Genomic DNA, 26,603 nt, shown 5'->3' with positions numbered 1-26,603 from the left:
TTACCGCTCTTGATTGGGAAACTATTTCTTTATCAAATCGTTGTCCTTCTTGTCGTGGTAATGCACCTCGACGATGCCGATGCTCTGATCCTCGGCGATATCGATCTGCACCTTGTATTTCCACTGCCACTGCCGGCGCAGCGACCAGAACCCTTTCTTGAGGAAAGCAGCAACGTAGGGACTGACGACCAACTTGATGTATTTCTGCCCCCGATCCTCCGTCAAGAACGAAATCTGGTTCTCGATCTTCTTGTCCAACACGACCGTAGGCTCGATCTTGCCCGAACCGTTGCAGGTGGGGCAGACGTCGGAGACGCTCTCGACGGCTACGGGCCGCACCCGCTGGCGCGTGATCTGCATCAACCCGAACTTGGTAAGCGGCAGCACCGTATGCTTGGCCTTGTCGGTAGACATGAGCTTGACCATTTCGTCGAAAAGCAGCTGGCGGTTCTGGGCCTTGTGCAGGTCGATGAAGTCGATGATGACGATGCCGCCCAAGTCGCGCAGGCGCAGCTGCCGGGCGATCTCCTTGGCCGCGGCAAGATTGACATCCAAGGCGGTCTGCTCCTGGTTGTCCTCGGCCTTGGTGCGGTTGCCGGAGTTGACGTCGATGACGTTCATGGCCTCGGTGCGCTCGATGATGAGGTAAGCGCCCCGCTTGAGCGACACATACTTGGCGAAAAGCGACTTGATCTGCTTCGAGATGTCGAAGTTGTCGAAGATGGGCACGTTGCCGCGGTAAAACTTGACGATCTTCTCCTTCTCGGGATCGATCTGCCGGATGTAGTTGCGGATGTCGTTGAACATGGCCTGGTCGTCGACGGCGATCTGCGAGAACGATCCGTTGAGCGAATCGCGGATAATGGTGTTGGCCCGGCTCATCTCGCTCATGAGCTGCGCGGGCGCGGTATGCTTGCGGATGGCCGCAACGGTCTTGCGCCACCGCTCGATCTGGGTGCGGATGTCCTGCTCGATGTCCTCGTCCTTGGCCTCCACGGCTGCCGTGCGGATAATGACGCCGAAATTATTGGGCAACACGGCGGTAGCGATCCGCTTCAAACGCTTCTTCTCCTCGGCCGAACGGATCTTCTGCGAAAGGAACACCTTCGAGGAAAAAGGCACCAGCACGACGTTGCGCCCGGCCAGGGAGATGTCGGAAGTCAGACGCGGCCCCTTGGTGGAGATGGCCTCCTTGGCGACCTGCACCATGATCTGCTGTCCGACCTGGAGATAGTCGCCGATCTTGCCGGACTTCTCCACAGATGGCTCCAGCTTCATGCTTTCGAGCCGCAGCCCCCGCTTGCCGGGAACGCACGAAGCGGTCAGTTTCTGCAACGAGGGGAAGTGCGTCCCGAGGTCGAGGTAATGGATGAAGGCGTCTTTCTCATGCCCGATGTTGACGAATGCGGCGTTAAGCCCCGGCATGATCTTGCGCACCTTGCCTAAATAGATGTCGCCGACCGCGAAGCCGGTCTGACACTGTTCCTTGGACAACTCGACCAACACCTTATCCTCGCACAGCGCAATGGAAATCTCGGTCGGGTTGACGTTGACGATCAACTCTCTGTTCATTTATCTTGTGCGCGTCCCGCAGGACGCGATATGCTGAAATTAGTAATGATATTCCGCGCTTTACGAATCTGGAGCGGCGGAACGCTCCAATGGCGAAGACCCCTTCCGCGACGCTCCCGGGCCGGGGTCGGAGGCGGCATCGACACCGCCGATTTTTAAATAGGTAAAGCTAAAAGAACCCGAGGCCCCTTTAGCTTTATCTATCCCAATAGATGCACACCCTACTTTTTCTTGTGGCGGTTCTTGCGCAGACGCTTTTTACGCTTGTGGGTAGCCATCTTGTGACGCTTATGCTTCTTTCCGTTTGGCATAGTCCTAAAATTTTAGAGGTTCTTGATTTATCGTAACTATTTCACTTTCGCTGCGAAGCTCTTGGCCGGCTTGAAAGCGGGAATGTTGTGCGCAGGGATGGTAATGGTGGTGTTCTTCGAGATGTTGCGGGCCACCTTCTTGGCGCGCTTCTTCACGATGAAGCTGCCGAAACCGCGAAGATACACGTTGTTGTGGCCGGTCAGCGACGACTTGATGCTCTCCATGAAAGCCTCGACGATGGCCTGCACCTGGACTTTCTCGACTCCGGTGCTTTTAGCGATTTCGCTTACGATATCTGCTTTAGTCATATCTATATAACATTAAAAATTAAGTTCTTTTGAAAAAATCGAGTTTGCAAATATACGCTTTATTTGCATAACCGCCAACAAACCGCAAAAAATTTTCTCGATTTTCCGCCGCAGCCCTTACCGGCCACTGTCACAATACGATAAACAAATATCGGGCAAAAGTTGAAAAACCGCGGATAATTTATGAAAAACCATCATTTTTTCCGCCGTTCGCCCCGCGAGCCAAGTTCCGGCGGGGAGCGACAGCCCGCTCATCTGACACGCATCGCCTCCAGCGCCTGGCCGACACGCCGCACGGTGGGGAAGGCGCTGCGGAGGTTGTCGGCAAATGTTTCAGCATCGCACCAGACGACGCGCTCGATCCCCTCCTCGGTCTGGGGCGCAAGGGTGTCGCAGCCGGATGACCGGAGCAAAAACCAATGCGTCCGCTTCAGCTCCCAGCGCTGCGTCTTCGGGAACCAATAGGCATGCCAGGTCGCACACAGCGGAGCCACGACCTCGGCCGCGACGCCGGTCTCTTCGGCGATTTCACGCGCGGCGCAGCATGCGATGCTCTCGCCCGGCTCGACATGCCCCTTGGGCAAATCCCAACGTCCGTTGCGGCGAATCATGAGCCGCCGCCCCTGCGGATCGGCGACCACGCCGCCGGCAGCCTGCACCACCGCGAAATCCTGAGCGAAACGGGCGAACGCAGCATCAGGATCGGGCACGACGACCGCAACAGAATTGCGGGTTTCGAGAAAATTCACTATCTTGTCACGACTTATGTCCCCGCAATCAACGGGCGCGAAACAAAACGCCTCCCCGCAGGGAGTCTCCCGAACGAAGACGACCGACTTATCGGCGAACCAGACAACGATACGATGTTCCATAACGAAAAAACCTGCGCCCGGAACATAATGGCAGCCCGGGCATACGACATGCAAAAATAGACAATAAATCAATAAATAGGAAACCTCAACCGGAATGAAAAAAATCATCCTCCTTATGGCTCTGACAGTTGCAGGACTGAACGGGTGCACGGAACGCCCCGCCCCCTTGACGATCGACAACTCCCTTACGGAAACGGAAATCGCCGCCGGGCGTCTGACCCCCGAAGTGATGTGGAAGATGCGGCGCGCCGGCTCGTCGTCGCTCTCGCCCGACGGCACGCGGCTGCTCTATGCCGTGACTGAATACAACATGGCCGAGAACCGCGGCATCACGACGCTGTGGATCGAAGATATGACCACTGGCGAATGCCGGGCGCTGACCGACTACGCATCCAACAACGCCGCACCCCAATGGTCGGCCGACGGCGCGAGCGTGTGGTTCCTCTCCGACCGCAGCGGCTCGATGCAGGTGTGGCGCATGAAGGCCGACGGCTCGCAGCCCGAGCAGATTACCGGCAGCGGCAACGGCGAAGGCATCCCCGAGGTCGAAGGCTTCGGCGTGAGCCCCGACGGCAAACATATCTGGTGGGTGCAGACCGTCCGCGTGGCGGCACGCAAATCGTCGGACGTCCATGCCGACCTGCCCCGTTCGAAAGCCCGCATCTACGACGATCTGATGGCCCGCCACTGGGACTACTGGGACGAAGGCGACCACCGCCACATCTTCGTCGCCGAGCTGGGCGACGGTCTCGTGACGGGCGGCACCGACATCATCGGCGCCGATGCGGCGTGGGACGCTCCGCTGGCCCCCTACTTCGACATGGCCGAGATAGCGTGGAACCACGCCGGCACGATGCTGGCCTACACCTGCAAGCCGCTCACGGGAACGGCCTACGCCGTGTCGACCGATTCGGACATCTTCGTCTACGACCTCGCCACGGGCAAAACCGTCAACATCTGCAAACCGCTCACGGGGCGCAAATCGGAATGCGCGGGCGAGGTGCGCGAACTGCCGGACGAGATGCCCGGCTACGACAAATATCCGGTCTGGTCGCCCGACGACCTGCACATCGCTTTCCGTTCGATGCGCCGCGCGGGCAACGAGTCGGATAAGGAACGCCTCTTCGTCTACGACTGCCGCACGGCCGAAATGCACGACCTCACAGCTTCGTTCGACTACAACGCCGCCAACGTGGTGTGGGAGGACAACCGCACGCTCCGCTTCATCGCGCCGATCGAAGCGACGCATCAGATCTGCCGCGTGCAGCTGCCCGAGGCGGGCGCCGCGTGCGGTACGTCCGAGGTCGAAGTGCTGACGCGCGGCGACCACGACATCAACGCCTTTACCATGGCCGGCGGCCGCACCGTGGCCGAAGTCTGCACCATCTCGATGGCCACCGAGTTCTTCGACGTGGCCGCCGACGGTACGCTGAACCGCATTTCGGAGATCAACAAGCCCGTCTACGACGCCGTGAAGATGGGCGAGGTGCAGAAACGCTGGGTGCGCACCACCGACGGCAAGCGCATGCTTACGTGGGTGATCCTGCCGCCCGACTTCGACCCGACGCAGAAGTACCCCGTGCTGCTCTACTGCCAGGGCGGCCCGCAGAGCGTGGTGTCGCAGTTCTGGAGCTACCGCTGGAACTTCCAGCTCATGGCGGCGCAGGGCTACATCGTCGTGGCGCCCAACCGCCGCGGTCTCCCCTCGTTCGGGCAGGAGTGGCTCGACCAGATTTCGGGCGACTACTCGGGCCAGAACATCCGCGACTACCTCGCTGCCATCGACGACGTGGCGCGCGAACCGTGGGCCGACCGGACGCGCATGGGCTGCGTGGGCGCCTCGTACGGCGGCTACTCGGTCTACTTCCTGGCCGGATGCCACGAAAAACGCTTCAAAGCCTTCATCTCCCACTGCGGGATCTTCGACTTCGACTCGATGTACGGCCAGACCGAAGAGCTGTGGTTCGTCAACAACGACTACGGAGGCCCCTACTGGGATGCGCACAACGCCGTGGCGCAGCGCTCCTACGCCAACTCGCCCCACAAATTCGCAGCGAAGTGGGACACCCCGATGCTCATCATCACGGGCGAAAAGGACTTCCGCATCCCCTACACCCAGTCGCTCGAAGCCTTCACGGCGGCCCGCGTGCGCGGCATTCCGGCGCGGCTCGTTGAGTTCGAGGACGAGGCGCATCAGGTGTTCAAACCGCAGAACTCGCTGGTGTGGAACCGCGAATTCTTCGGCTGGCTGGACAAGTATGTGAAACAAGAAAAATAATCCCTGCAAAAGGTTCATATCCAGCATCGGCCCGACAGCCAGGGCGCTCCGCAGCGTATCCGCTCCGGCGACAGAACACTCGGATGGCTCCGGAAACGCCGGATTCGTGATGAAAAACCCGGCGTTCGTTGAATTTATTTTCGTTCAGGGAAATTGTTGCGTACTTTTACAGCGATTTCGAACAACACTGACGATGATACGAATCAAACGGTTGTCCATATTGTCCATGTTCGCGGCGCTGGCCGCGACGGGTGCGGCATGCCATAAGGAAGCGGCCCGACCGACGGACGGCACCGACACGCGCCGCCGAATGGAAGTGAGGATCGATGCGCCGGCGACGCGCACGGCACTGGGCGACGACGGTGCCGCCTGCTGGGTCAAGGGCGACCGGCTGGCGCTGTGGGCCTACGGCGCCGATGCACCGGCATTCGAACAGGTGCCGTTCCGGTTCTGGTATCGCAAGGAATCGCCCGACAAAGGCATGTTCGTCGGCATGGTCGATCCGATGGCCGCAGGCACCTATACATATTATGGCGCCTACCCGCTGCCCGAAACGGCCGCCGGCACGAAAGTGACCTACACGATCCCGTCCGTGCAGAACGGCGCGTGGAACGGTCAGCTCGACATCATGCTGGCCGCAACGCAAGGGGCCGAACTCCAGGAGGAGATACTCAACGAAGTAACGTTGCGCTTCCACCACAAGGTGCATGTGCTGAAAATTACCGTTCCGCAGGGCCGCAACCGGCTGGGCAGCCCCATCGAACGGCTGCACATCGAATTCCCGCATCCTGTAACGGGACGCATGACCTGGGACTTGACCGCTCCGGAAGCCGCGCCCGAAATGGCGGCGACCTCCGACGCGGTAACGCTGGAGTTCGCCGAACCGATCGACGAGGGCGACACGTTCTGGGTCTACCTCGCCCCGGCCGATCTGCGGGGGGGAGAAGTGCGCTTCACAGCGACCGACGGCACGGAATTCTCGTGGCCGCTGACGACCGCCGGCTTCGACGACTGCCGGGCCGGCGTCATCACGCCCGTGAACCTGACTATCGCCGAAGCGCGTCCGCAAGCAGACTTCCGCATCACGATCGACCCCTCGCACCTGGGCGAGACGGTAACGCAGATCGACTCGCTGACGATGCCGGCCGGCTACGAATTCCCGGCTCTGGGGAGGTGCCGCACACTGAAAACATTCGTCAAGAACAGCGACGGAACATTCACGGCCCGCATCTTCAACGACCAAACTTTCGCCAACGGCATGCAAGTGGGTCTCGGCACCGCTTCGGAAAACACCGAAGGGGTCTACGGCAAACGCTGCGACGTGCGCGACGTCACGGCAGCCGGCTGCACGATCGCAGCGCCCTACCTGTTCTTCGAAGATTTCAGCGAAACGATTCCAGTAAGCAATTACGCCGACGAGAACGGAGGCTCTGCCCAGGAGATGACCGACGCCGGCCTGCCGGGCTGGACCGGCAGCCGCTGGAAAACCGACCAGCAGTCGCTGGAATTCAGAACCTACATCGGGTCGAGCACCATAGTAGGACGCCAAGACAACAAATACGGTCGCGTCGATACGCCGCCGCTGCCATTGCGAAGCGGCAGAACCGTCACACTCTCCGTATCCTACGACATCGGCTCGACGAACAACTCGAAATGCACGTTCGGGTGGACAACGCAGAGCGGCCCGATAGCAGGCGGACGCGGATACGACAACCGCACTCCGCCGGAAAACGAAGTGGAATCCTTTGCTCCGGATGCATCGGGCTCGCCGACGAACATGCCCACGCACAAAGACTACACGATACGGAACTGCGTATCGGGAATCCGTTTGAGCTGGTTCGGAACCTACAACTCGGGGCTGGTAACCGCAAAAACATTCTATTTCTACATGGACAACGTCCGCGTAACGATCGTACAATAAACGACAGGCAACCCATGAAAAGATTCGCAATACTGGCCCTGACGGCCCTGACGGTCGGCGCCTGCTCGAAAAAAGCGGAGTACGACGCTCCGGCCGCAGGTTACGGCACGCTGGCGCTGACGGCCGAGTGTTCGACCACGGTCGAGACCACCGCTCGCGCCCGCACCTCGTCGGGCGCAGATCATACGGGACAGGTACCCCTGCCCGAAGGAGCTTACACGATCCCCAAGGCCAAAGAGCTGGGACTGCGGATCGAAAGCGCCGACCCGACCTACGATTTCTTGCAGAGCTGGGCCGCAGCCGCTCTCTACGACCCGCACAACGACTGGCTGTGGGCCACAGACTATATAGTAACGCTCTTCTCGGGCGACGAATATGTCGGCATCGACGCGATACCCGAGGGGATCGACCTCCCCTACTTCGAAGGCTCCGCACGCCTGCGCGTACTGGCGGGCATCGAGCCTACGAACGTGAGAATCAAGGCCCGGGTCATGAACACGATCGTGCGGATTGCATTTACCGACCGGTTCAAGGGGTATTTCGCCAACGGCGCGACTTTCAAACTGACGACCGCCGCAGGCAACGAATTTACGGTCGGCTACACGGCCGAAGACCCTGCGACATCCGAAATCTACCACTACATCCGCCCGGCGGCTTTCACGATCTCGGGCGAGGCGACCAAGCAACGTCCCTCGGCCTCGATGGAGGCGCAGACCGTGAAGTTCGCCGACACGATAAACGCCGCACCGGAAGCCTCCACGCTCTATACCTACACATTCGATCTCTCGGACGCGGGCAGCACCGACGCAGTGGTCATCACGCTGAACGATGTCCCGATCCGCACGGAAACCATCGACGAAGAACTCAACGACGACGCCAAACCCGATCCCATATCGCAACGGCTCCGCTAACAACACCCGATCATGAAAACAAACCTGCAAAGATACTTCCCGGTACTTCTCGGCATGGCCTTGCTGCTCCATGCCTGCGTGAATGAGACCTCGGGATTCGAAGGAGGAAACGGCGGCAACGTCGACCTGCGCAATGTGGGCTATCTCTCCCTGGCAAACCTGGAGGCGACGATCGAACAACGCGTGGAAGAGATCGGCCCCGTGAAAACCCGCGGGGCGAATACCGACCTCGGGACTTACCGCGTCCGGATTCTGGATGCGCAAGGCAACCCCGTGGAAGTGCTCGATCGCAACGGCGCGGCAACGACCGACTTCGCCTATGCCGACCGGGCGGAGACGATCGAACTGCCGGTGGGCAGCTACACGCTCTCGGTACGCTCCGGCGATACGCCCGACGTGGCATGGGAGGGCGACCCGAATACGCCGACCTATGGCGCCGACCAGGATTTCGCCATTCTGAAAGGCCTGCCGACCGAACTTCATGACATGGTTTGCCGCCAGCTTTCGATCCGTGCGACGGTCTCCTACAAGGACACGCTGCTGGCGACCATGAGCGACGACACATCGTCCGAGCTGATGCTGGACGACGACCGGTCGCTGCTCTTCGAAGGCAAATATCCGGAACGCGCAGGCTACCTGAAACCGAAGGAAGGGAAGAACAACACCCTGACGCTCTATCTGACGACCGTCTTCGACGGCAAGCAGATTACCCGCCAGCCGATCCATGTGGCCACGAACGCCAAGGCGGGCGAGTGGCGCAACATCGAAGTGAACCTCCAGCACGCCGAGGACGGCACGATCATCATCAGCGCCGAAGTGGAAACATGGATTTTCGGCAAGCCGGTCGAAATCGACGTGGTTACCCTGGCGACGATCTGCGAGGAGAAGATTCCGGACGAAAACGACCCCGACGCGCCGAAACTGGTGTGGCCGGCACACTCGTTCGATGTGCCTTTTATGCTGAATGCCGACAAGTTCGACGCCAACGGCTACTTCAACGAGCCGTGCGACTTTACCGTGACGACGCCTACGCCCATGACCTCGTTCGTCGTCGAAACGGCGACCGACAACACGGCATTCCAGAACCTGCTCAACGCAGCGGAGCTTACCGAACCCAAAGACATGTTTACCGTCGAGGGCGTGGCCCGCACAGCGCTGCGTTCGTGGGGATTTCCGGCCATCAATCTGAACGTAACGGAGCGCACGTTCCCGCTCAAGGAGCTGATGAAGGTACTCTTCGACTACGAGGGCGCCCACACGTTCACGATGACCATCGCCAACGAAGCCGGACTCAAAAGCACGTTCGCTCTGACCATCATCGTCGACCGTTCGGCCGGAGCCGATCCGCGGATCAAATGGGAAGGCAAAGACAAAGACGGCAATAACTACGACATCAAGCAGCGCTACGACACGTTCGAGGGAATGGAAGTCAACATCAAGGCGACGGCGACGCAAGGCGTGAAATCGCTCATCGTAAGCATCGAAGGAGTCCTGGCCGAAGAGCTGGGCGACCTGATGCCCACCCGCTTCGACCTGGCGGATCCCGAAGCCTCGAAAGCAGGACTCACGGCCACGCTCGAAGGTTTCGGCTTCCCGACGGGCGCCGACGTGACGGGCAAGACCGAGCTGCAATTCTCGATCTCGAAATTCATCCCGATGCTCGACTCGTTCAAGGGCGACACGGACTTCCGCCTGACGGTCATCGACGAGCAGGGACACGAGACTACGGAAACGATCATGCTGCATGTGAACTGACACGATCCGCACGATGAAGATGAAACAGAGAACCGCACATATTCTGCTCTGGGGCTGCCTTATGCTCGGAAGTCTCGCCTGCACGAAAGACAAGTCCCTGCCGGACACGGCGAATCCGAACGAGGGGTGCGCCACGTTCGCCATCGGCACGCCGCAGACCCGCGCGCAGTACGACGACACACAATATCCGTGGAACCGCTGCGCCATCCGTATCTACAAGCACACGCTGAACGCCGAGGGCGAACCGGCCAAAGAATTGATCCGCCGTTACAACGCCCGTTCGGAAATGCCCGCATCGCTGTGGCTGCTGGCGGGCGACTACTCGATCGCCGTGGAAGCCGGCAGCCAGGCCGAAGCCTCGTTCGACGAGGCGACCTACAAAGGCGAGCAGGAGTTCCGCATCGAAGCTGGGAAACCGACGTCGGTAAAGGTGGAGTGCCGCATCGTCAACACGATCGTGAAAGTGATCTACGATCCGACGATCGCAGCGACGTTCAAGGAGACCTACCGCACGACGGTAGCGTTCGACGAAGCGACGGCGGCGAATCCCGCGACGGGCAAGGGGCCGTACCTGCAATTCGAAAAGACGAAAACGGGCTACTTCATCCTGCCGGAAACGGCGACGACGCTCTACTGGAACTTCTACGGCAAGGGCGAAAAGAACGGCGAGCCGCTGGAAGTGACGAAAGGGAGTTCGAAAGCCATATCTACGGAACCGGGATGCTGCTACGAACTGCGGCTGAAGTACTCGAAAGACCTGGGCGGCCAGCTGGATTTCAGCTTGACACTGGATCAGACGCTGGACGAGATAGACGACCCGATCACTTTCATCCCCAATCCGCAGATCGCAGGCCAGGGCTTCGACATGGCCGAATTGCAGCGTTTCAGCACGGAACCGATCGTCTTTGCGATCAGTTCGATCGGCGACATGGCGCTGGTACGGATCGAAACCGGCGGCACCACCTACGAAATTCCGGCCGAAACGGCGCCGGAGAACAACGACGGCATCGCCGTGGAGGTGGCGGATCCGACGAACATGACCGTGGCGCTCGGCGGGAAGTTCTTCGCCCGGTTCGGCGGCGGAAATCATGTGCTGACCATCACGGCGATCGACGAGGACGGCGGCGAAGGCACCAAGACGATGACCGTACGTACGCAAGGAGCTTTGGCGCCAGCGGCCGATCCGTGGTTCGACGACCGGAAGTGGCGCGCCTATGTGCTGCGCCCGGCAACGGACGTAAAGATGGAATACCGCCGGCAAGGCGACACATCATGGGAAGCGATCGCCATGGAACAGACCGAAGATGCCGACACCTACTCGACCCCGACGCCTGCGGCCTTGGATGCGACTTACGAATACCGGCTCGTGCTCGACGGAACAGCGATCGGAAACATGCGGACGGCAGCCTATCCGTCAGGCCCGCAGATCTACAACGCCGGATTCGAAACATGGTCGGGAAGCAAACCCATACTGCCCTACCTGACGGACAACGACCGCAACGACCAATGGTGGGACACGGGCAACCACGGCTCATCGAAAGCAAATATCGATGTCACGACCCAACAGAACGACCCGCGCCCGGGTTCCTCGGGCAGCAGTTCGGCGAGACTCAAGTCGCAGAAAGCCTCGCTCTTCGGCATCGGCCGATTCGCGGCAGGCAACATCTTCGTGGGCAAATACCTGGACACCGACGGCATGGACGGCGTGATCGGATTCGGCAAGCCGTTCGACTTTACCTACCGGCCCAAGCAGCTGACGTTCTGGTACAAGGGTACGATCGGCACGATCGACCAACGCGGCGACAACGCACCGGCCCATATACAAAAAGGCCAGTCGGACGTGAGCCAGGTCTACATCTGTCTGTGCAAGATGGGCGGGCCGCACGTCGTTGCGACCAAAAGGCCGGAAACGTTCCTCGACTTCGCCGCCAATTCGAAGACGATGAGCTACTGCACAGCGCTCAACGGCACGAAGAGCGATAACGACCGCACCGACGGCCATATCATCGCATGGGCTTCGTGGGAACCGGACAACACGACCGCCTGCCCCGACTGGACGAAAATCACGCTGAACCTGACATACAACGAAGAATACGAGGGCGAAAAGCCCGACTACCTGATGCTGACCGCCTCGGCCAGCAAATACGGCGACTACTTTACCGGCTCGACGTCGAGCGAAATGTATCTCGACGACATCGAACTGGTCTACTAAACCGCAAACGCACAACATGGGACTTTTCCGCAACGCCATATTGACCTTAGCCCTGGCAGGCATGTGTCCCCACGCGCATGCCCGAACGGAGACCGCAGCCCCGCGGATGCAGGGAACGCCCCGTCAAACAGAACAAGCCCTGGCAACCGGGAACTCCGCACGAACGGATCGCGTTCCGACAGCAGGAGCAGTTCCGGAACCCCTCCCACCAGGCGGCGATGCGGCAAACGCTGCGGACAAACAGCAAGAATCCGAGGATACGGCAGATTCGCCGACGATCAACGAATTGCGTGAGCGCCGCGGTCTGGTCGACGTAAAACATGTGTTCGTCCCCGCAGGACAATGGATTTTCGGCGGCACGGCCTCCTATTCGACACACGTGAACAGCAGCTATACGTTCCTGATCATCGAAGGAATCGATTCGGACGGCTACACTTTCAAGATCAGCCCGCTGATCGGCTATGCCCCGCGCGACAACATGGCGTTCGGCATGCGCTTCATCTACTCGCGCACCCTGCTGCGGGTAAACGGCGGCGCCCTGAACCTCGGCGACGAAGAGTCGGGCACCAACATCACGGCAGAATATTACTATTCGCTCAAGCACTCCTACTCCGTGGCGGCGATCTGGCGCCAATACATCCCTCTGGGGCGCAACAAACGCTTCGCGCTGTTCAACGAAATGTCGCTCACGGCAGGCGGACACCAGACCAAGTTCGCAGCCGACTCGCCGGTCAGAGGCACCTATGAAACCGGCACGTCGATCGCGCTGGGCGTCTCGCCAGGACTGATCGCCTTCGCGACCAACTTCGTGGCCATCGAAGTGAACATCGGCGTGATGGGTATCAGCTACACACACAGCCACCAGGTAAAAAATCAGGTACAAACCGCCGACCTGCGCACCAGCAACATGAATTTCCGGATCAACCCGCTTTCGATCGGGTTGGGCGTATCGTTCCACTTGTGAGACACCCGCACCCGATGAAGACCAATTTGCTACATACGTCCCTGCTGACCTTGCTTCTGATCGCCGCCCCAACGACGCAGGCCCAGGAAGCAACCACGGAGGGAAACACTCCGACGCAAGCAATCAGTCCGGCGACGGAAATCGCGCCGGAGGAAACCCCTGCGGATGCCGCCGATCCGCTCCCTGCCTTGCACACGGCCGCACCGGCTGCCGACGCGAAAGCGCGCCGCAAAACGTCGCGAAAGACGGCGCCGGCAGTAGAATATTCGCCCGGCGGCATGCGCATCAAACGCCGCTTCCTGCCGACGCGCCACCGCATCGACCGCGAGATCAACAAAAACCGCTTCGTCTACAAAGGCGAGACGATGTGCGGTCTGACCGTCTCCTACGGAACGCTCTCGACCGAAGACGCCGACATGTTCCCGATATTCGAGAACATCGACCTGAGCGGCAACATTACCACCGTAAACCCGTTCGTAGGCTACTTCTACCGCGACAACCGCTGCATCGGCGTGCGGTTCGGCTACACCCACATTTCGGGCAAACTCAATTCGCTGGGCATCAACCTGGGAGAGCAGAACGACCTGGACATCGAGATTCCCTGGCTGGATCTGACCAACGACCGCTTTTCGTTCGGTCTGTTCCACCGCTCGTACGTCCCGCTCGACGAAAAAGGCCGCTTCGCGGTATTCGGCGAAATCGAACTGTCGCTCAGCACAGGCGAGAACGTCTTCGCCTATCAGTCGGGCGACAGCCGCAAACACACCTCCTCGGACAACACGACGATCAAGGTCTGGCTCAACCCGGGCGTGGCGGTCTATGCGTTTCCGAACGTCTGCGCTGCGATTTCGTTCGGTCTGGGAGGCTTCCGTTATACGCACATCAACCAATACGACCAACAAGGCGCAAAGACGGGCACCCGCGAATATTCGAAAATGAATTTCCGGCTCAACATAGCCGACATCCGCATAGGTCTGACCATCCATCTGTGGAACAAGAAGAAAGGAGACCGCCAATGAAACGATTGGGTTGCTACATACTGGCACTGGCATTGGCCGGCTGCATCGTGAACGACATCCCCTACCCGCTGGTGGTGTGCCGCATCGAGAGCATCGCGGCCGAGGGATTGTCGGGCGAGCCGACCATCGACGAGAAAGAGCTGCGCGTGATCCTGCCGCTGGAGGAGACGACCGACATCCAGGCGGTGGAAATTACCGCCTGCACGGTAACGGAAAACGCCACCCTCTCGACGCCGATCGTAGGGCGTCACAACATGCGCACGCCGCTCTATGTGAACCTCTCGATCTATCAGGATTATCCCTGGACGATCGAGGCCCGGCAGACGATCGAGCGGAAGTTCGCAGTCGAGGGGCAGATCGGCACGACGGAGTGGGACACCACGGCCCGCACGGCCAAGGCCTATGTGGGTTTCGAAGACCTCTCGCAAGTGACGGTCACGGCGCTGAAGCTCGGGCCGCGCGACATTTCGACCATGTCGTGCACCGATGTGCTGGAACTCGACGACACGAACCTCGATCGGCTGCACGACTTTTCGAAAGGCGCCCGCCGCGTGGATGTGACCTATCATGGCCACACGAAAGACTGGTATCTGACGGTGGAGTACACCGAAGTGAAAGTGAGGTTCTCCCGCATCGCCCCCTGGACGCACTCGGCATGGCTCCACGCCGAGGGATTGAGCGGCACGAAACTGGGTTTCCGCTACCGGGCCGCAGGCACCGAAGAATGGACGGAAGTGGCGCAAGAGACGCTGACCGTCAACGGCGGCTTGTTCTCGGCACAGGTGCGTGGATTGCTGCCGGAGACCGGCTACGAAGCGGTGGCCTACTCCGGCGACGATGAATCGGAGATCGAAAAATTCACGACCGAAGCGGCCCTGCCTCTGCCCAACGCCGGATTCGAAGAATGGAGCAAACCGGGCAAGATCATATATCCTTATCTATCTGAAGACCAAGCATTCTGGGACAGCGGCAACAAAGGTTCCATATCGGCGGGCGAGACGATCTGCGAAGGCAGTCCCGACGTCCGGCCCGGCTCGGCAGGTGCTGCCTCGGCCTGCCTGAGTTCGCGATTCGCTTCGCTCATGGGCATCGGCAAATTCGCGGCGGGCAACATCTTCATAGGCACCTATGCGGAGACGGTAGGCACCAACGGCAAGGTCAACTTCGGCCGTCCGTTCGCCACCCATCCCATCGCCCTGCGCGGCTGGGTAAAATATACCCAGGGGCAGATCGACATCGACATGAAGCAGGTAACCACGATGCCCCCGGGCCAGACCCTGACCAACGACGACATGGACGAGGGGTCGATCTACATCGCCCTGGGCACGTGGACACCGGAAGAGTACGGCGGCACGGCGGAATCGCCCGTGCAAGTCTACACGAAAACTCCGCCGATCGTCTTCAATCCGAACGGCAAGGATGTCTTGGGCTACGGCGAACTGATCTTCAAGAAAAGCACGGACGGATGGATACCGTTCAACATCGAAATCGACTGGCGCAACACCGACATCCAACCCACGCACATGATGATCGTCTGCTCGGGATCGCGCTGGGGCGACTACTTCGTCGGCTCGACCCAAAGCCGCATGTGGGTGGACGACTTCGAACTGCTCTACGACTACGCGGACTTGTGAACATAAAAACAGTTCTTTCTACCCGGAATGGCAGAGGTCACGGCTTCCGCCAGCGCGGTACGTAGATTCAGCAATCCACTGGTAATATAAGGCGCAAAAAAGAAGTTGATACAAAAGTTCAGCACAGAAATTCGGTGCGGACGGTTCATTCGGTATCGACGATTCGGTGCAAGAACGTTTCATGCGCAAATAATTCAACGCTGAAACCTTAATGCAAAGATTCCGTGCAAAAACTTTTGCTTCTTGTTTTGCGGTGTTGCCAGTTGTCCATCCCAGTTTGCCGCGGCGTTGCTCTCGATGACCCCGCTGCGGCATTCATTCCAGCGATTGCTTCTTTTACCAGCCGCGGGCTACCGCACCCGAGAGTCGGGAGACTTGACAGCTGTCGGCGTCGAGGGCAATTATTGGTCGTCGTCGTCCTGCTTCGCAGGCAGTGTCTACGCCGGCATGGTCGTCTTCGATTCGGGCACCGTGGCCCCGCTGGGCAGCAGCCTCCGTGCGTACGCCTCCTCCGTGCGCTGCGTCCAAGCATCTACACAAAGAACTGTTTTTATTTTCCTTTCCGCACAACCATCCGATAACAAGGGCTGCCCCGCAACGGAGCAGCCCTAAAACAAGAGTCGGCGAGGAATCCGGGCCGGCAGCATACGCCCCTTCGGTCTTTTTCGGGTCATCGCCCGACCATGCTGCAATATTTCTTGTAGTGCCCCAGCACATCGTCGACATAGGCCGCAGTCTGGCGGCTGCCGGCGAACCGGCCGCATTCGACGACCTCGTGCGTATAATATTCGGGCAGCGACTTGAGCTTCAGATAACGCTTGACAACCTCCCACGAATCGGGATTCTCCCCATAGAAGCGCGCCAGACGCCGGGCATCGCACACATGCCCCAGCCCCCCGTTGTAGGAAGCCAGAACGATGCTCATACGATCCTCGTCCGGAGTGCCTGCGGCAATGCGGAGCGCTTCCATGATCCGCGACAGCAACTTATTGGCCAGCCACACGTTAGCAACGGGGTCGGCCGCTTCAGCGACGGGTATGCCGAACTGCCGGGCCACCGACGGCATGATCTGCATCAGCCCCCGAGCGCCCCGCCGCGAGACCAGGTGCGAACGGAAACGCGACTCATGGTAGGCGATGGCCGAGAGCAGGCGCCAGTCGTGCCCCTCCTGCTCGCTGATGTCGCGGATCAACTCGTCGTAAGCGGAAATAACATATTCGCCCTCCAGCAACAACGAATAGGCGTTGCCGACGCGCTCGGACTGCTCCGCAGAGCGGAAAGCTCCCGGATCGGAACAACGGAAAGCAGTAGAAATCGTCAGGAAAGCAAAAGCCAAAGCTGTTTTTTTCAGCATAGAAAATCGGTTTGCGGGCTGCTCAAGCCGTGCAGAACAATACGCTAATCATAGAATCCCCACGAAATACCGATCTTGAACATACCGGGGTTGAGCGGATAGCCGGCCAACGCAAAGTATTCGCCGTTGCCGAACAACCCTTTGTTCAGATGCTGGTACTTCAAGAATATACGCATTCTTTTCCACTTTCCCATGACGAAAGCATCGACATAGGGATAGTTCCCGACATCGACTTCGCGCTGGTTGTAGAACGCCGACAAGGCAGGGTTGTAACTCGGGGCATGGTACTTGGTGTGATAATGCCCATCCAACCCGATTTGCAGACGCAAAACATTGCGCACGACCCAGAATTCGTAATAATACGACAGGTAGGCGCTCAAAAGCGGAACGGGGACGACCTCCTGATCCGTACTCCACTGCAACAATACCCTGTTGTCCAGATGAAGTCCGCCCAAGCGGAAATCCTTACGCACATACGCACTCGTGAGGCCGACGCTTCCGCCATGCTGGGCGATGCGGCTGTCGGATCCGTAGTAGACCTTGTCGCCGACGATGCCCTGCCAGACTCCGGCTTCGAACGCGAAGTCGGGCACCGTAAACTTGACCTCGAAACGAGTCTCATTCTCCTTGTTCAAAGGAGCGGACCACATGAAGTGGTTCGAGAAAAGATTCTCCTGCCAATAGGACGGCGTGCGGCGCTCCATGGAGAAACGCCCTTCGAGAATCAGGGGGTGACGGCGGATATACCCCGTCAGCGCCAGGCGGGCGCCGATTTCGAGGTCTCCGCCCCGGTATCCCGACGGGTAGAACCGGATGTTGGCGTCCCAGTCGACATACTTCTTGATCTTTCCGCCGACCGATCCGTAGGCGAAATAGCTTGTTTTCTTGACCTTGCGGTAACCGCCGGACAGATAGTCGCCCGCACCGAACTGCGAATAGAGATGCAAGTCCACACCCACGCCCGCATCGATCGTGCCGACGACTCCGTTGCGATCCCACGGCTGGGCCTGCACGAAAATCCGGTTGGAGATGACCCGCTCGTAAAGCGAATCGCGCGACTGCGCGGGGTCGATGTACCAATTGTCGTAATAATTGCCTGTGGCGGGAACGAACGCACCGTTTTCGTCCCGATGGTCGCGCTCGTCGACATAGGGCCGGTTGCGATCCGTATAGACCTTGCTCCACGAACTGTACTGGAACGAATGGCCGATATAGACGGCCGAAAGGTCGGCCAGCGAAAAGTCGCTCTCGGTCATACGCTGCAAGGGAATGCCGTAAGACTGCGTGACAAAGAACGCATTATTGCGGTAGATATTCCTGGCCTGGGCGTCGGCGAGCTTCATGGGCACGCCCGAAGGGTGCTGGAACGTGGTGTCGGCGATGGCCCAGACGCCCACGACACCGCCGTTCTCCTGCTGCTCGATGTGGTTGTTGTAGTAAGCGGCATGGACAGAGTAGCGCTTGCCGGTGTGGCTGAAAGCGACGGCCACGTTGTGGTTCTTCGTGCGCGACCACGCATACAATCCCCGAGTGCTGTGGGAACGGTAATCGACGTTGAACCCCGTGGTGGGCGATATGTTCTGCGCGACCATGATGTTGAAGTTCTCCTCGCGGTAGCGCTTCTGCCCCGACTCGATGTAGCCCATGCGGATGAGCGGCCGCTTGGTGTTGTAGAAAGGCACGTTCTCCATGTTGTAGGTGTAGGCGTAGTAGGGGTCGGCGAACGCGAAGTCGGACGACTGCGGCCGCCGGAAATAGTTCAGCGGCAGGGAAGTCTGTCCCAGCGCACCCTGGGCCATGTCGCCCACGTCGTGGAGGTAGAACGGATAGTCGATCCTGAAATCGGTCAGCGTAGTATCGAGCGGCCCGATGGCCACGCGGTTGTAGTCGCGGCTGATGTGCCACTTGAAGTTGTTGAGCGCCCGCACCGAGTCGCTGAAAAAGTAGGATTCGAGCGGTTTGCGTATCTTGCGCTCCTTGCGGGCGGTGTCCTGGGCAATGGTCGCCTCGTCGTCGCTCTCATAAGGATTCGAGCCGTAGAGATCGGTCTGCTGGCCCTGCTGCTGGGCACGGAGGATCGACCGGGCGTCGAGCTGGGCCGACGCACCCAACGGAAGCGCGGCAAACGCTCCGAGCAACCCGATACGGACGACCCGTTTCAACGCACCCATCATCATAAGCTATTTATCGGTTTGCCGATGATTTTCCGGACGGCAGGCGATCCACATCGCGGTCGAAACGACAACATACAGCGCCACGATCAAAGGGACGGCCCACCAGCGCAAGGCGACGAGCAGGCCGGCGCCGAGCACAAGGAACGAATAGCGCACCTCGTTGCCCTTCCAGCCGTAACCGTGAAATTTGAGGGCGAACATCCGCACGGGCGAGACCATCAACACGCCGACGGCCAGAGCGATGAGCAGCACGGCCTCGCGCGGCAACACCAGCCCGCACCGCTCGGACAACAAACCCAGGGACGCGCAAAAAAGAGCCGCGGCAGGCGACGGCAAACCGCAGAACTCGGCATGCTGCGAATCGTCGACATTGAACTTGGCCAGACGCAGCGCGGCAAAAGCGGCGAAAAGCAGCACCGCGACACCGGCGCTTTCAGGCAGCCAAGTGCCGGGCATACGTCCGAAAAGCACGAAGAGAACGGCCGCAGGAAGGAATCCGAACGAAATATCATCGGCCAACGAATCGAGCTGAACGCCCAACGTGCCATCCTGGCCCAGAAGCCGGGCGACCAGCCCGTCGAAGAAATCGAACCCCGCAGCGGCGATCATCAAGACGAAAGCGAGCGTCAGATCGCCCCACTGCAAGGCCGCCACGGCACCCGTAGCCCCGCACAAAAGGTTGGCGAGGGTCAACAGGTTGGGTATGGTAAAGAGCTTTGCTTTCATAGGGGATGTGAAAAAATTCATTCCACGCAGGCGGCAAAGTTACGAAAATATTTTTATCTTTGTAAACACAAACTCGAAACGCCCGGCCGGCAAAGCGGAACACCGGGCGGCAACCTGCAACAACAGCAATCCGAAACAAATCAATAAAGCCCTATGGCGAGCAACAAATATTGCGTAATCATGGCCGGAGGAATCGGTTCCCGGTTCTGGCCCAAGAGCCGGCAGTCGATGCCCAAACAGTTCCTGGACATCCTGGGCACCGGCAAATCGTTCATCCGCCACACTTTCGAGCGCTTCGAAAAGATCGTGCCGGCGGAAAATTTCCTCGTAGTGACGAACCGCAAGTACAAAGACCTGGTGCTGGAGCATCTTCCCGAGTTGGCTCCGGAGCAGGTGCTGTGCGAACCCGTGGGCCGCAACACGGCGCCCTGCATCGCCTATGCGGCCTACTCGCTGCTCAAGCGCGACCCCGAAGCCGAAATGATCGTCACGCCGTCGGATCATCTGATCCTCGACGAAGACGACTTCCGCGCCGTCATCAGCGAATGTCTGGAATTCGCAACGCAGAACGACGCCCTGATGACCGTAGGCATCAAGCCCACGCGTCCCGACACGGGCTACGGCTACATCCAGGTGTCGGACGCGCAGCCCATCAGCAAGGTAAAATGTTTTACCGAGAAACCCGACCTCCAGCTGGCGCAGACTTTCCTGCAATGCGGCGAGTTCTACTGGAACTCGGGCATCTTCGTATGGAAAGCCCGCACCATCGCGGAGGCTTTCGAAAAATACCTGCCCGACCATCACTTGCTTTTCAGCGGTCTGATGAACGCCCTGGGCACCGACGCCGAACAGAACATCGTGGAGATGGTCTTCGCCGAATGCCGCGCGATCTCGATCGACTACGGCATCATGGAGAAGGCGGACAATGTATACGTCCGCTGCGGCCATTTCGGCTGGAGCGACCTGGGGACGTGGGGTTCGGTCTACCAGCATTCGCGTAAGGACCGTTATGCCAACGCCATTCCTGAGGAGGGATGTTATCTCTACGACACGCGCTCGTCGATCGTCTCGCTGCCCAAAGGCAAAATCGCCGTCATCAGCGGGCTGAAAGAATACATCGTGGTCGACACGGACGACGTGCTGATGATCTGCCCCCGGGCCGAAGAGCAAAGCATCAAAAAGTTCATCGACGAAGTAAAATATAACAACGGCGACAAACACATATAGATCAACCGCTCCGAACGGGCGCCGGCCGGACTTTTTCCCAAAAGTTGCGGGCCGGTGCCGGTATCGTTTCCGGTTTTACGCTATTTTCCGCCCTCGCATCATGACTTGTCCGATCCACACGCTCTACGATCTTTTCTGCGCCCATCCCCGCATCTCGACCGACACGCGGCGGATCGTGCCCGACTCGCTTTTCTTCGCCCTGCGGGGCGCGACGTTCGACGGCAACCGCTTCGCAGCCGACGCGCTGGCGGCCGGGGCGGCCTATGCTGTGGCGGACGACCCGGCAGCCGTTACCGACGAACGCATCATCCTGGTCGACGACACGCTGCGGGCGCTTCAGGAACTGGCGCGCGAACATCGCCGCACCCTGGGCATCCCGATCCTTGCCGTGGCGGGCAGCAACGGCAAGACGACGACCAAGGAGCTGGCAAGCCGCGTGCTGGCCGAGCGTTTCGACGTGCACGCCACGCAGGGCAACCTGAACAATCACATCGGCGTGCCCCTGACGCTGCTCGCAATGACGCGCGACACGCAGTTCGGCGTGGTGGAGATGGGCGCGAGCGCCTGCGGCGAAATCGCCCGGCTGGCCGAAATCGCAGAACCCAACTACGGCATACTGACCAACATAGGCCGCTCGCACCTGGAGGGATTCGGCGGCCCGGAGGGCATCCGCCGCGGCAAAGGCGAGCTGTACGACTTCCTGGCGGCCCATGGCGGCAGGATATTCGTACGCGAAGAAGACCCCGTGCTGATGGAGATGGCGGCAGAACGTCCCGGCTTGGCTTGGGAGGGATATTCCGAACGGCTGGCCGACGGGGTAGAGAACCGTCTGGCGGGCGGCTACAACCGCTACAACATAGCGGCGGCGGTAGCCATCGGCCGCTACTTCGACGTCGACGAAGAACGCATACGCCATGCGATCGCCGACTATACGCCGGAAAACAACCGTTCGCAGCGGCTCGAAACCCAGCGCAACACGCTGATCGTGGACTGCTACAACGCCAACCCGTCGAGCATGCGGGCCGCGATCGGCGACTTCGCAACCGAACGTCCGACCAACGGGCGCAGCCGGCGCGTCATGATCTTGGGCGACATGCTGGAACTGGGCGCATGGTCGGCAGAAGAACATGCGGCGATCCTGCGGCTGGCGATGCAAGACCCTGCGGCGGAAATCTACTTGGTAGGCAGCGAATTCGGAAAAGCAGGGAAAACGCTCGAAAGCTCGACGGAACCGAATATTCATGCCAATTTGCGTCTCACAAAATATTACTCCTCGCGCGAAGAACTGGAGACCGACTTGAAAGCGCACCCGCTGACCGGTGCGACCGTGTTGCTGAAAGGCTCGCATGGCATCGGTCTGGAAAAACTGATCGGGCTGTTCTGACGCGACACCCGCCGACATGCTGCGGCGCACCGGAATCCGGTGCGCCGCTTCCATATGCGGCACCCCGGCCTGACTTTCCGCCATCTTTACGCGCCGCATGCTCCGGATTTCGGAAATTATTGCGTATTTTTGTCGGCACAACCCCCAAAAACCAAAAGTTATGACTCTCAACGAATACCAACAACATGCACTCGAAACGGCCATTTATCCCGAAACCAGCCGCATCGTCTACCCTACTTTAGGACTGACGGGCGAGGCGGGCGAAGTGGCCGACAAAGTCAAGAAAGTGATCCGCGACGGGCAGGGCGCCTTCACGCCGGAGAAGAAACTCGAAATCGTGAAAGAGATCGGCGACGTGCTGTGGTACTGCGCGACGCTCGCGCGCGACCTGGGTTACGAGCTGGACGACGTGGCGCAGATGAACGTAGAGAAACTCCGCTCGCGCATGCAGCGCAACCTCATCTCGGGCAGCGGCGACAACCGATAAAAACAAGCAGGCACGTCTCTCCGCGCACAGCCCCTCGCTTCAGCATCCGGAACAACTTTTCGTCCACACGGCTCCTGGCAAGGACAAAGTTGCAGCCCGCAAACCAAAATTCAAGGCAAAGCCGCACGGAAACCGGGACGATTCTATATACAAATAGTAAAAATGATGAATATGAAACAAGAAAACCCCATTGTTTCGTTGCCCGAAAACGCCTATCGGGAACTCAAGCCGGGCGAAGCCTACACGCCCTTGATGCCGGCATCGACAACGCCGCGCGAAGCCACGCCTTACGCCATAGCGATGGGTGTGGCCATGGCAGTGATCTTCTCGGCCGCGGCAGCCTTCCTGGGACTGAAGGTGGGCCAGGTGTTCGAAGCGGCGATTCCGATCGCCATCATCGCCGTAGGCGCAGGCAACCTATTGGGCAAGAAGAACATGCTCGGACAGAACGTCATCATCCAGTCGATCGGCGCTTCGTCGGGCGTGATCGTCGCCGGGGCGATCTTCACACTGCCGGCGCTCTACATCCTGGGATTGGACGCGGCGTTCTGGCAGGTCTTCCTTTCGTCGCTCTTCGGCGGCGTACTGGGCATCGTGCTGCTGATCCCGTTCCGTAAGTATTTCGTCAAAGAGATGCACGGCAAATATCCTTTCCCGGAAGCTACCGCGACCACCGAAGTGCTGGTCTCGGGCGAAAAAGGCGGCGCGCAGGCCAAACTGCTCGCCGTAGCGGGTCTGATCGGGGGTCTGTACGACTTCGCGGTAGGCACGTTCGGATTATGGACGGAGTCGGTGTCCACACGCATCTGCACGTGGGGCGCCATGGCCGCGGAAAAGTTCAAGGTGGTCTTCAGCATCAACACCTCGGCCGCCCTGCTGGGTCTGGGCTACATCATCGGATTGAAATATGCGACGATCATCACAGCCGGTTCGGCTCTGGTGTGGTTCATCATCGTGCCCGTGGTCGGATCGCTGGCCGAAGCGCTCGACCCGGCGGCGATGGCGACCCTGCTGGGCGTGACGCGCGACGATCTGCTGGCCGATCCGCAAAAGCTGCTGTCGGCCGAAAACCTTTTCCAGTTCATCGGCAAGCCCTTGGGCATCGGCGGCATCGCCATGGCCGGCATCATCGGCATCGTGAAACAGTCGCGCATCATCCGCCAAGCCGTGGGACTGGCAGTCTCGGAACTGGGCGGCAGCAAACGGCAGCCCATCGCTGCGGAACGCACGGATCGCGATCTGACGATGAAACGCATCCTGACACTCCTCGTGGCGACACTGCTGTCGATCTTCGTATTCTTCCACTTCGGCCTGCTCGACGGGTGGGTGCAGTCGCTGACGGCCATCGCGGTGGTGTTCGTCGTCGCGTTCCTCTTTACTACGGTGGCAGCCAACGCGATAGCCATCGTAGGCACCAACCCTGTGTCGGGCATGACGCTGATGACGCTGATCCTCTCGTCGCTGATCCTCGTGAGCGTAGGACTCAGCGGCACGACGGGCATGACGGCAGCGCTCATCATCGGCGGCGTGGTCTGCACGGCCCTCTCGATGGCCGGCGGCTTCATTACCGACCTGAAAATCGGCTATTGGCTCGGCACCACGCCCCGCAAACAGGAGACCTGGAAATTTCTCGGCACACTGGTTGCCGCAGCCACCGTGGCCGGCGTGATGATCGTGCTGAACAAATCCTACGGCTTCGTGGGCGAAGGCGCCCTGGTGGCGCCCCAGGCCAATGCGATGGCGGCTGTGATCCAGCCCCTGATGACGGGCGGACATACGCCGTGGATGCTCTACTTCTGCGGCGCGATGCTGGCCCTGCTGCTCACGGCGATCGGCGTACCGGCCCTGGCTTTCGCCCTGGGCATGTTCATCCCCATGGAGCTGAACGCCCCGCTGGTAGCAGGCGGTCTGGTAGCATGGTTCGTGTCGACCCGTTCGCAGGACGCAGCCCTGAACAAGGCGCGTTTCGACCGCGGCACGCTCATCGCCTCGGGCTTCATCGCCGGCGGCGCCCTGATGGGCGTGGTTAGCGCGATCTTGAAGTTCGCCGAGGTGGACTGGTTCTTGAGCCGCTGGGCTTCGTCGAACGCGGCCGAATGGGTCGGTCTGGCAATGTATCTGCTGTTGGCCGGCTACTTCGCAGGACACACGATGAAAGCAAAGAAATAAAGACGCATGATTCCGGAGCCGGGCCTACGGAAGCCCGGCCCTACCCTTTTCGTTTTACCTTTCACTTCGATAAGCATGGACTTGAAAGACCGTTTCCTCAAATACGTCTCCTACGACACCCAGTCGTCGGAGGAGAGTGCGACCTACCCCTCGACCGAGAAGCAGAAGACCCTGCTGGCCGATCTGCGCGACGAAATGACGGCACTCGGCATGACCGACGTAACGATGGATCGCTACGGCTATACGATGGGCACGATTCCGGCGACGCCCGGCTGCGAGAACGCCCCGGCCATCGGCTTCATCGCCCACGTCGACACCTCGCCCGACATGAGCGGCAAGGAGGTCAAACCCCGCATCATCGACGAATACGACGGCGGCGACATCGTGCTGAACGGCCACCTGGTCATGCGGGTCGCCGACTTCCCGGAACTCGCCTTTTTCAAGGGCCACACCCTGATCCACACCGACGGCACGACCCTGCTGGGCGCCGACGATAAGGCGGGCATCGCCGAAATCATGACAGCGGCGGAATACCTGCTCGCCCACCCCGAGTTGAAGCACGGCAAGATCCGCATCGGCTTCACACCCGACGAGGAAGTGGGCCGCGGCGTGGACTTCTTCGACGTGGCGGCCTTCGGCGCCGACTTCGCCTACACGGTCGACGGCGGCATGGAGGGCGAGTTGGAGTACGAGAACTTCAACGCCGCGGGCGCCAAGATCGAAATCCAGGGCCGCAACGTCCATCCAGGCTATGCCAAGGGCAAGATGATCAACGCCATCGAAGTGGCATGCGACCTGCAAAACCTGCTTCCCGCAGCGGAAAAACCGGAGTTCACGGAAGGTTACGAAGGATTCTTCCACTGCGTGGGCTTCAACGGCACGGTCGAGAAGGCCGCCGTGAGCTACATCATCCGCGACCACGACACAGAGAAGTTCGAGCAGAAGAAAGTCTTCATGTGGGCGGCGGTCGATCTGCTGAAAAAGAAATACGGCGACGACGTGCTGACGCTGACGATCCGCGACCAATATTTCAACATGCGCAAGATGGTGGAACCCCATCCGCAAGTAATCGGCAAGGCTCTGAAAGCCATGGAGATGGCCGGTGTAAAACCGCTCGTGCGGCCGATCCGCGGCGGCACGGACGGCGCGCGTCTCTCATTCATGGGGCTGCCGTGCCCCAACCTCTTCACGGGAGGCATGAACTTCCACGGCAAGTTCGAATACTGCTCGCTGACCACGATGCGGAAAGCCCAGCAGGTCATTCTGAACTTGGCGCAGCTGTGGGCCGAATAATCAATAATGTATGATGATATGCACCGTTGTT

General features: G+C 59.8%; 20 protein-coding genes. 13 read left to right on the top strand and 7 right to left on the bottom strand.

Features of this window, described 5'->3' with window-relative positions; genetic code table 11:
• Nucleotides 1-21 precede the first annotated feature (21 nt).
• The 3 genes from QZ298_RS03235 to QZ298_RS03225 form a co-directional block, all read right to left on the bottom strand.
• Nucleotides 22-1,572, bottom strand: coding sequence for an Rne/Rng family ribonuclease (locus QZ298_RS03235; RefSeq protein ID WP_296005296.1), 1,551 nt, complete (start codon nt 1,570-1,572; stop codon nt 22-24).
• A 347-nt stretch (nt 1,573-1,919) separates the two neighbouring features.
• The gene (locus QZ298_RS03230) at nt 1,920-2,192 is read right to left on the bottom strand and encodes an HU family DNA-binding protein (RefSeq protein WP_296005295.1); all 273 of its coding nucleotides are present in this window, start codon (nt 2,190-2,192) and stop codon (nt 1,920-1,922) included.
• A 251-nt stretch (nt 2,193-2,443) separates the two neighbouring features.
• Complete coding sequence (locus QZ298_RS03225; protein ID WP_296005294.1) at nt 2,444-2,941, bottom strand: NUDIX domain-containing protein; 498 nt, start codon at nt 2,939-2,941, stop codon at nt 2,444-2,446.
• A 238-nt stretch (nt 2,942-3,179) separates the two neighbouring features.
• Between QZ298_RS03225 and QZ298_RS03220 the strand changes: the two genes are divergently transcribed.
• From QZ298_RS03220 to QZ298_RS03185, 8 genes are all read left to right on the top strand, one after another.
• Nucleotides 3,180-5,342, top strand: coding sequence for a S9 family peptidase (locus tag QZ298_RS03220; protein ID WP_296005293.1), 2,163 nt, complete (start codon nt 3,180-3,182; stop codon nt 5,340-5,342).
• A 193-nt stretch (nt 5,343-5,535) separates the two neighbouring features.
• On the top strand, nt 5,536-7,263 hold the full coding sequence (locus tag QZ298_RS03215; RefSeq protein WP_296005292.1) for a fimbrillin family protein: 1,728 nt from the start codon (nt 5,536-5,538) through the stop codon (nt 7,261-7,263).
• A 14-nt stretch (nt 7,264-7,277) separates the two neighbouring features.
• Nucleotides 7,278-8,174, top strand: coding sequence for a DUF4493 domain-containing protein (locus QZ298_RS03210; RefSeq protein WP_296005291.1), 897 nt, complete (start codon nt 7,278-7,280; stop codon nt 8,172-8,174).
• A gap of 12 nt (nt 8,175-8,186) precedes the next feature.
• Entirely contained in the window at nt 8,187-9,929 is a 1,743-nt protein-coding gene (locus QZ298_RS03205) for a DUF4493 domain-containing protein (protein WP_296005290.1), read from the top strand.
• 19 nt (nt 9,930-9,948) lie between these two features.
• Nucleotides 9,949-12,141 (top strand): PCMD domain-containing protein, encoded by a 2,193-nt coding sequence (locus QZ298_RS03200; protein ID WP_296005289.1) that lies wholly within the window; start codon nt 9,949-9,951, stop codon nt 12,139-12,141.
• Between the two features lie 16 nt (nt 12,142-12,157).
• Entirely contained in the window at nt 12,158-13,105 is a 948-nt protein-coding gene (locus QZ298_RS03195; RefSeq protein ID WP_363323908.1) for a hypothetical protein, read from the top strand.
• Between the two features lie 14 nt (nt 13,106-13,119).
• The gene (locus QZ298_RS03190) at nt 13,120-14,124 is read left to right on the top strand and encodes a hypothetical protein (RefSeq protein WP_296005288.1); all 1,005 of its coding nucleotides are present in this window, start codon (nt 13,120-13,122) and stop codon (nt 14,122-14,124) included.
• Nucleotides 14,121-15,758, top strand: coding sequence for a PCMD domain-containing protein (locus QZ298_RS03185; RefSeq protein WP_296005287.1), 1,638 nt, complete (start codon nt 14,121-14,123; stop codon nt 15,756-15,758). Before QZ298_RS03190 ends, QZ298_RS03185 begins: the two co-directional genes overlap by 4 nt.
• 336 nt (nt 15,759-16,094) lie before the next feature.
• Here the strand turns inward: QZ298_RS03185 and QZ298_RS03180 are convergent, their stop codons facing one another.
• The 4 genes from QZ298_RS03180 to QZ298_RS03165 all read right to left on the bottom strand — a co-directional run bounded on the left by QZ298_RS03180 (nt 16,095) and on the right by QZ298_RS03165 (nt 20,012).
• Nucleotides 16,095-16,298, bottom strand: coding sequence for a hypothetical protein (locus QZ298_RS03180; RefSeq protein ID WP_296005286.1), 204 nt, complete (start codon nt 16,296-16,298; stop codon nt 16,095-16,097).
• A gap of 130 nt (nt 16,299-16,428) precedes the next feature.
• Complete coding sequence (locus QZ298_RS03175; protein ID WP_296005285.1) at nt 16,429-17,112, bottom strand: transglycosylase SLT domain-containing protein; 684 nt, start codon at nt 17,110-17,112, stop codon at nt 16,429-16,431.
• Between the two features lie 44 nt (nt 17,113-17,156).
• Entirely contained in the window at nt 17,157-19,289 is a 2,133-nt protein-coding gene (locus QZ298_RS03170; protein WP_304421524.1) for a putative porin, read from the bottom strand.
• Between the two features lie 3 nt (nt 19,290-19,292).
• Nucleotides 19,293-20,012: a CDP-alcohol phosphatidyltransferase family protein gene (locus QZ298_RS03165; protein ID WP_296005284.1), complete on the bottom strand. Its 720-nt coding sequence runs from the start codon at nt 20,010-20,012 to the stop codon at nt 19,293-19,295.
• Between the two features lie 153 nt (nt 20,013-20,165).
• Here QZ298_RS03165 and QZ298_RS03160 point away from each other — a divergent pair, with 153 nt between their 5' ends.
• The 5 genes from QZ298_RS03160 (at nt 20,166) to pepT (ending at nt 26,572) form a co-directional block, all read left to right on the top strand.
• On the top strand, nt 20,166-21,239 hold the full coding sequence (locus tag QZ298_RS03160) for a mannose-1-phosphate guanylyltransferase (protein WP_296005283.1): 1,074 nt from the start codon (nt 20,166-20,168) through the stop codon (nt 21,237-21,239).
• A 112-nt stretch (nt 21,240-21,351) separates the two neighbouring features.
• Nucleotides 21,352-22,623 carry a UDP-N-acetylmuramoyl-tripeptide--D-alanyl-D-alanine ligase gene (gene murF, locus QZ298_RS03155; RefSeq protein WP_296005742.1) on the top strand — a complete coding sequence of 424 codons (1,272 nt, stop codon included), beginning with the start codon at nt 21,352-21,354 and terminating at the stop codon, nt 22,621-22,623.
• 160 nt (nt 22,624-22,783) lie between these two features.
• Nucleotides 22,784-23,110, top strand: coding sequence for a nucleoside triphosphate pyrophosphohydrolase family protein (locus tag QZ298_RS03150; RefSeq protein ID WP_296005282.1), 327 nt, complete (start codon nt 22,784-22,786; stop codon nt 23,108-23,110).
• A 171-nt stretch (nt 23,111-23,281) separates the two neighbouring features.
• Nucleotides 23,282-25,279: an OPT family oligopeptide transporter gene (locus tag QZ298_RS03145; RefSeq protein ID WP_296005281.1), complete on the top strand. Its 1,998-nt coding sequence runs from the start codon at nt 23,282-23,284 to the stop codon at nt 25,277-25,279.
• Between the two features lie 75 nt (nt 25,280-25,354).
• Nucleotides 25,355-26,572, top strand: a complete 1,218-nt coding sequence (pepT, locus tag QZ298_RS03140; RefSeq protein ID WP_296005280.1) for a peptidase T — start codon at nt 25,355-25,357, stop codon at nt 26,570-26,572.
• Nucleotides 26,573-26,603 lie beyond the last annotated feature (31 nt).

The organism is uncultured Alistipes sp. (assembly GCF_910580175.1).
Taxonomy (GTDB): Bacteria; Bacteroidota; Bacteroidia; order Bacteroidales; family Rikenellaceae; genus Alistipes.
The sequence above is the reverse complement of the archived record's forward strand: the minus strand, read 5'-3'. Positions and strand labels throughout refer to the sequence as shown.

Bases quoted from the DNA above. Each gene is read 5' to 3' on its own strand.
- QZ298_RS03235 (WP_296005296.1), bottom strand. From the start codon at position 1,572: ATGAACAGAGAGTTGATCGTCAACGTCAACCCGACCGAGATTTCCATT.
- QZ298_RS03230 (WP_296005295.1), bottom strand. From the start codon at position 2,192: ATGACTAAAGCAGATATCGTAAGCGAAATCGCTAAAAGCACCGGAGTC.
- QZ298_RS03220 (WP_296005293.1), top strand. From the start codon at position 3,180: ATGGCTCTGACAGTTGCAGGACTGAACGGGTGCACGGAACGCCCCGCC.
- QZ298_RS03215 (WP_296005292.1), top strand. From the start codon at position 5,536: ATGATACGAATCAAACGGTTGTCCATATTGTCCATGTTCGCGGCGCTG.
- QZ298_RS03210 (WP_296005291.1), top strand. From the start codon at position 7,278: ATGAAAAGATTCGCAATACTGGCCCTGACGGCCCTGACGGTCGGCGCC.
- QZ298_RS03205 (WP_296005290.1), top strand. From the start codon at position 8,187: ATGAAAACAAACCTGCAAAGATACTTCCCGGTACTTCTCGGCATGGCC.
- QZ298_RS03200 (WP_296005289.1), top strand. From the start codon at position 9,949: ATGAAACAGAGAACCGCACATATTCTGCTCTGGGGCTGCCTTATGCTC.
- QZ298_RS03195 (WP_363323908.1), top strand. From the start codon at position 12,158: ATGGGACTTTTCCGCAACGCCATATTGACCTTAGCCCTGGCAGGCATG.
- QZ298_RS03190 (WP_296005288.1), top strand. From the start codon at position 13,120: ATGAAGACCAATTTGCTACATACGTCCCTGCTGACCTTGCTTCTGATC.
- QZ298_RS03185 (WP_296005287.1), top strand. From the start codon at position 14,121: ATGAAACGATTGGGTTGCTACATACTGGCACTGGCATTGGCCGGCTGC.
- QZ298_RS03175 (WP_296005285.1), bottom strand. From the start codon at position 17,112: ATGCTGAAAAAAACAGCTTTGGCTTTTGCTTTCCTGACGATTTCTACT.
- QZ298_RS03170 (WP_304421524.1), bottom strand. From the start codon at position 19,289: ATGATGATGGGTGCGTTGAAACGGGTCGTCCGTATCGGGTTGCTCGGA.
- QZ298_RS03165 (WP_296005284.1), bottom strand. From the start codon at position 20,012: ATGAAAGCAAAGCTCTTTACCATACCCAACCTGTTGACCCTCGCCAAC.
- QZ298_RS03160 (WP_296005283.1), top strand. From the start codon at position 20,166: ATGGCGAGCAACAAATATTGCGTAATCATGGCCGGAGGAATCGGTTCC.
- QZ298_RS03150 (WP_296005282.1), top strand. From the start codon at position 22,784: ATGACTCTCAACGAATACCAACAACATGCACTCGAAACGGCCATTTAT.
- QZ298_RS03145 (WP_296005281.1), top strand. From the start codon at position 23,282: ATGAAACAAGAAAACCCCATTGTTTCGTTGCCCGAAAACGCCTATCGG.
- pepT (WP_296005280.1), top strand. From the start codon at position 25,355: ATGGACTTGAAAGACCGTTTCCTCAAATACGTCTCCTACGACACCCAG.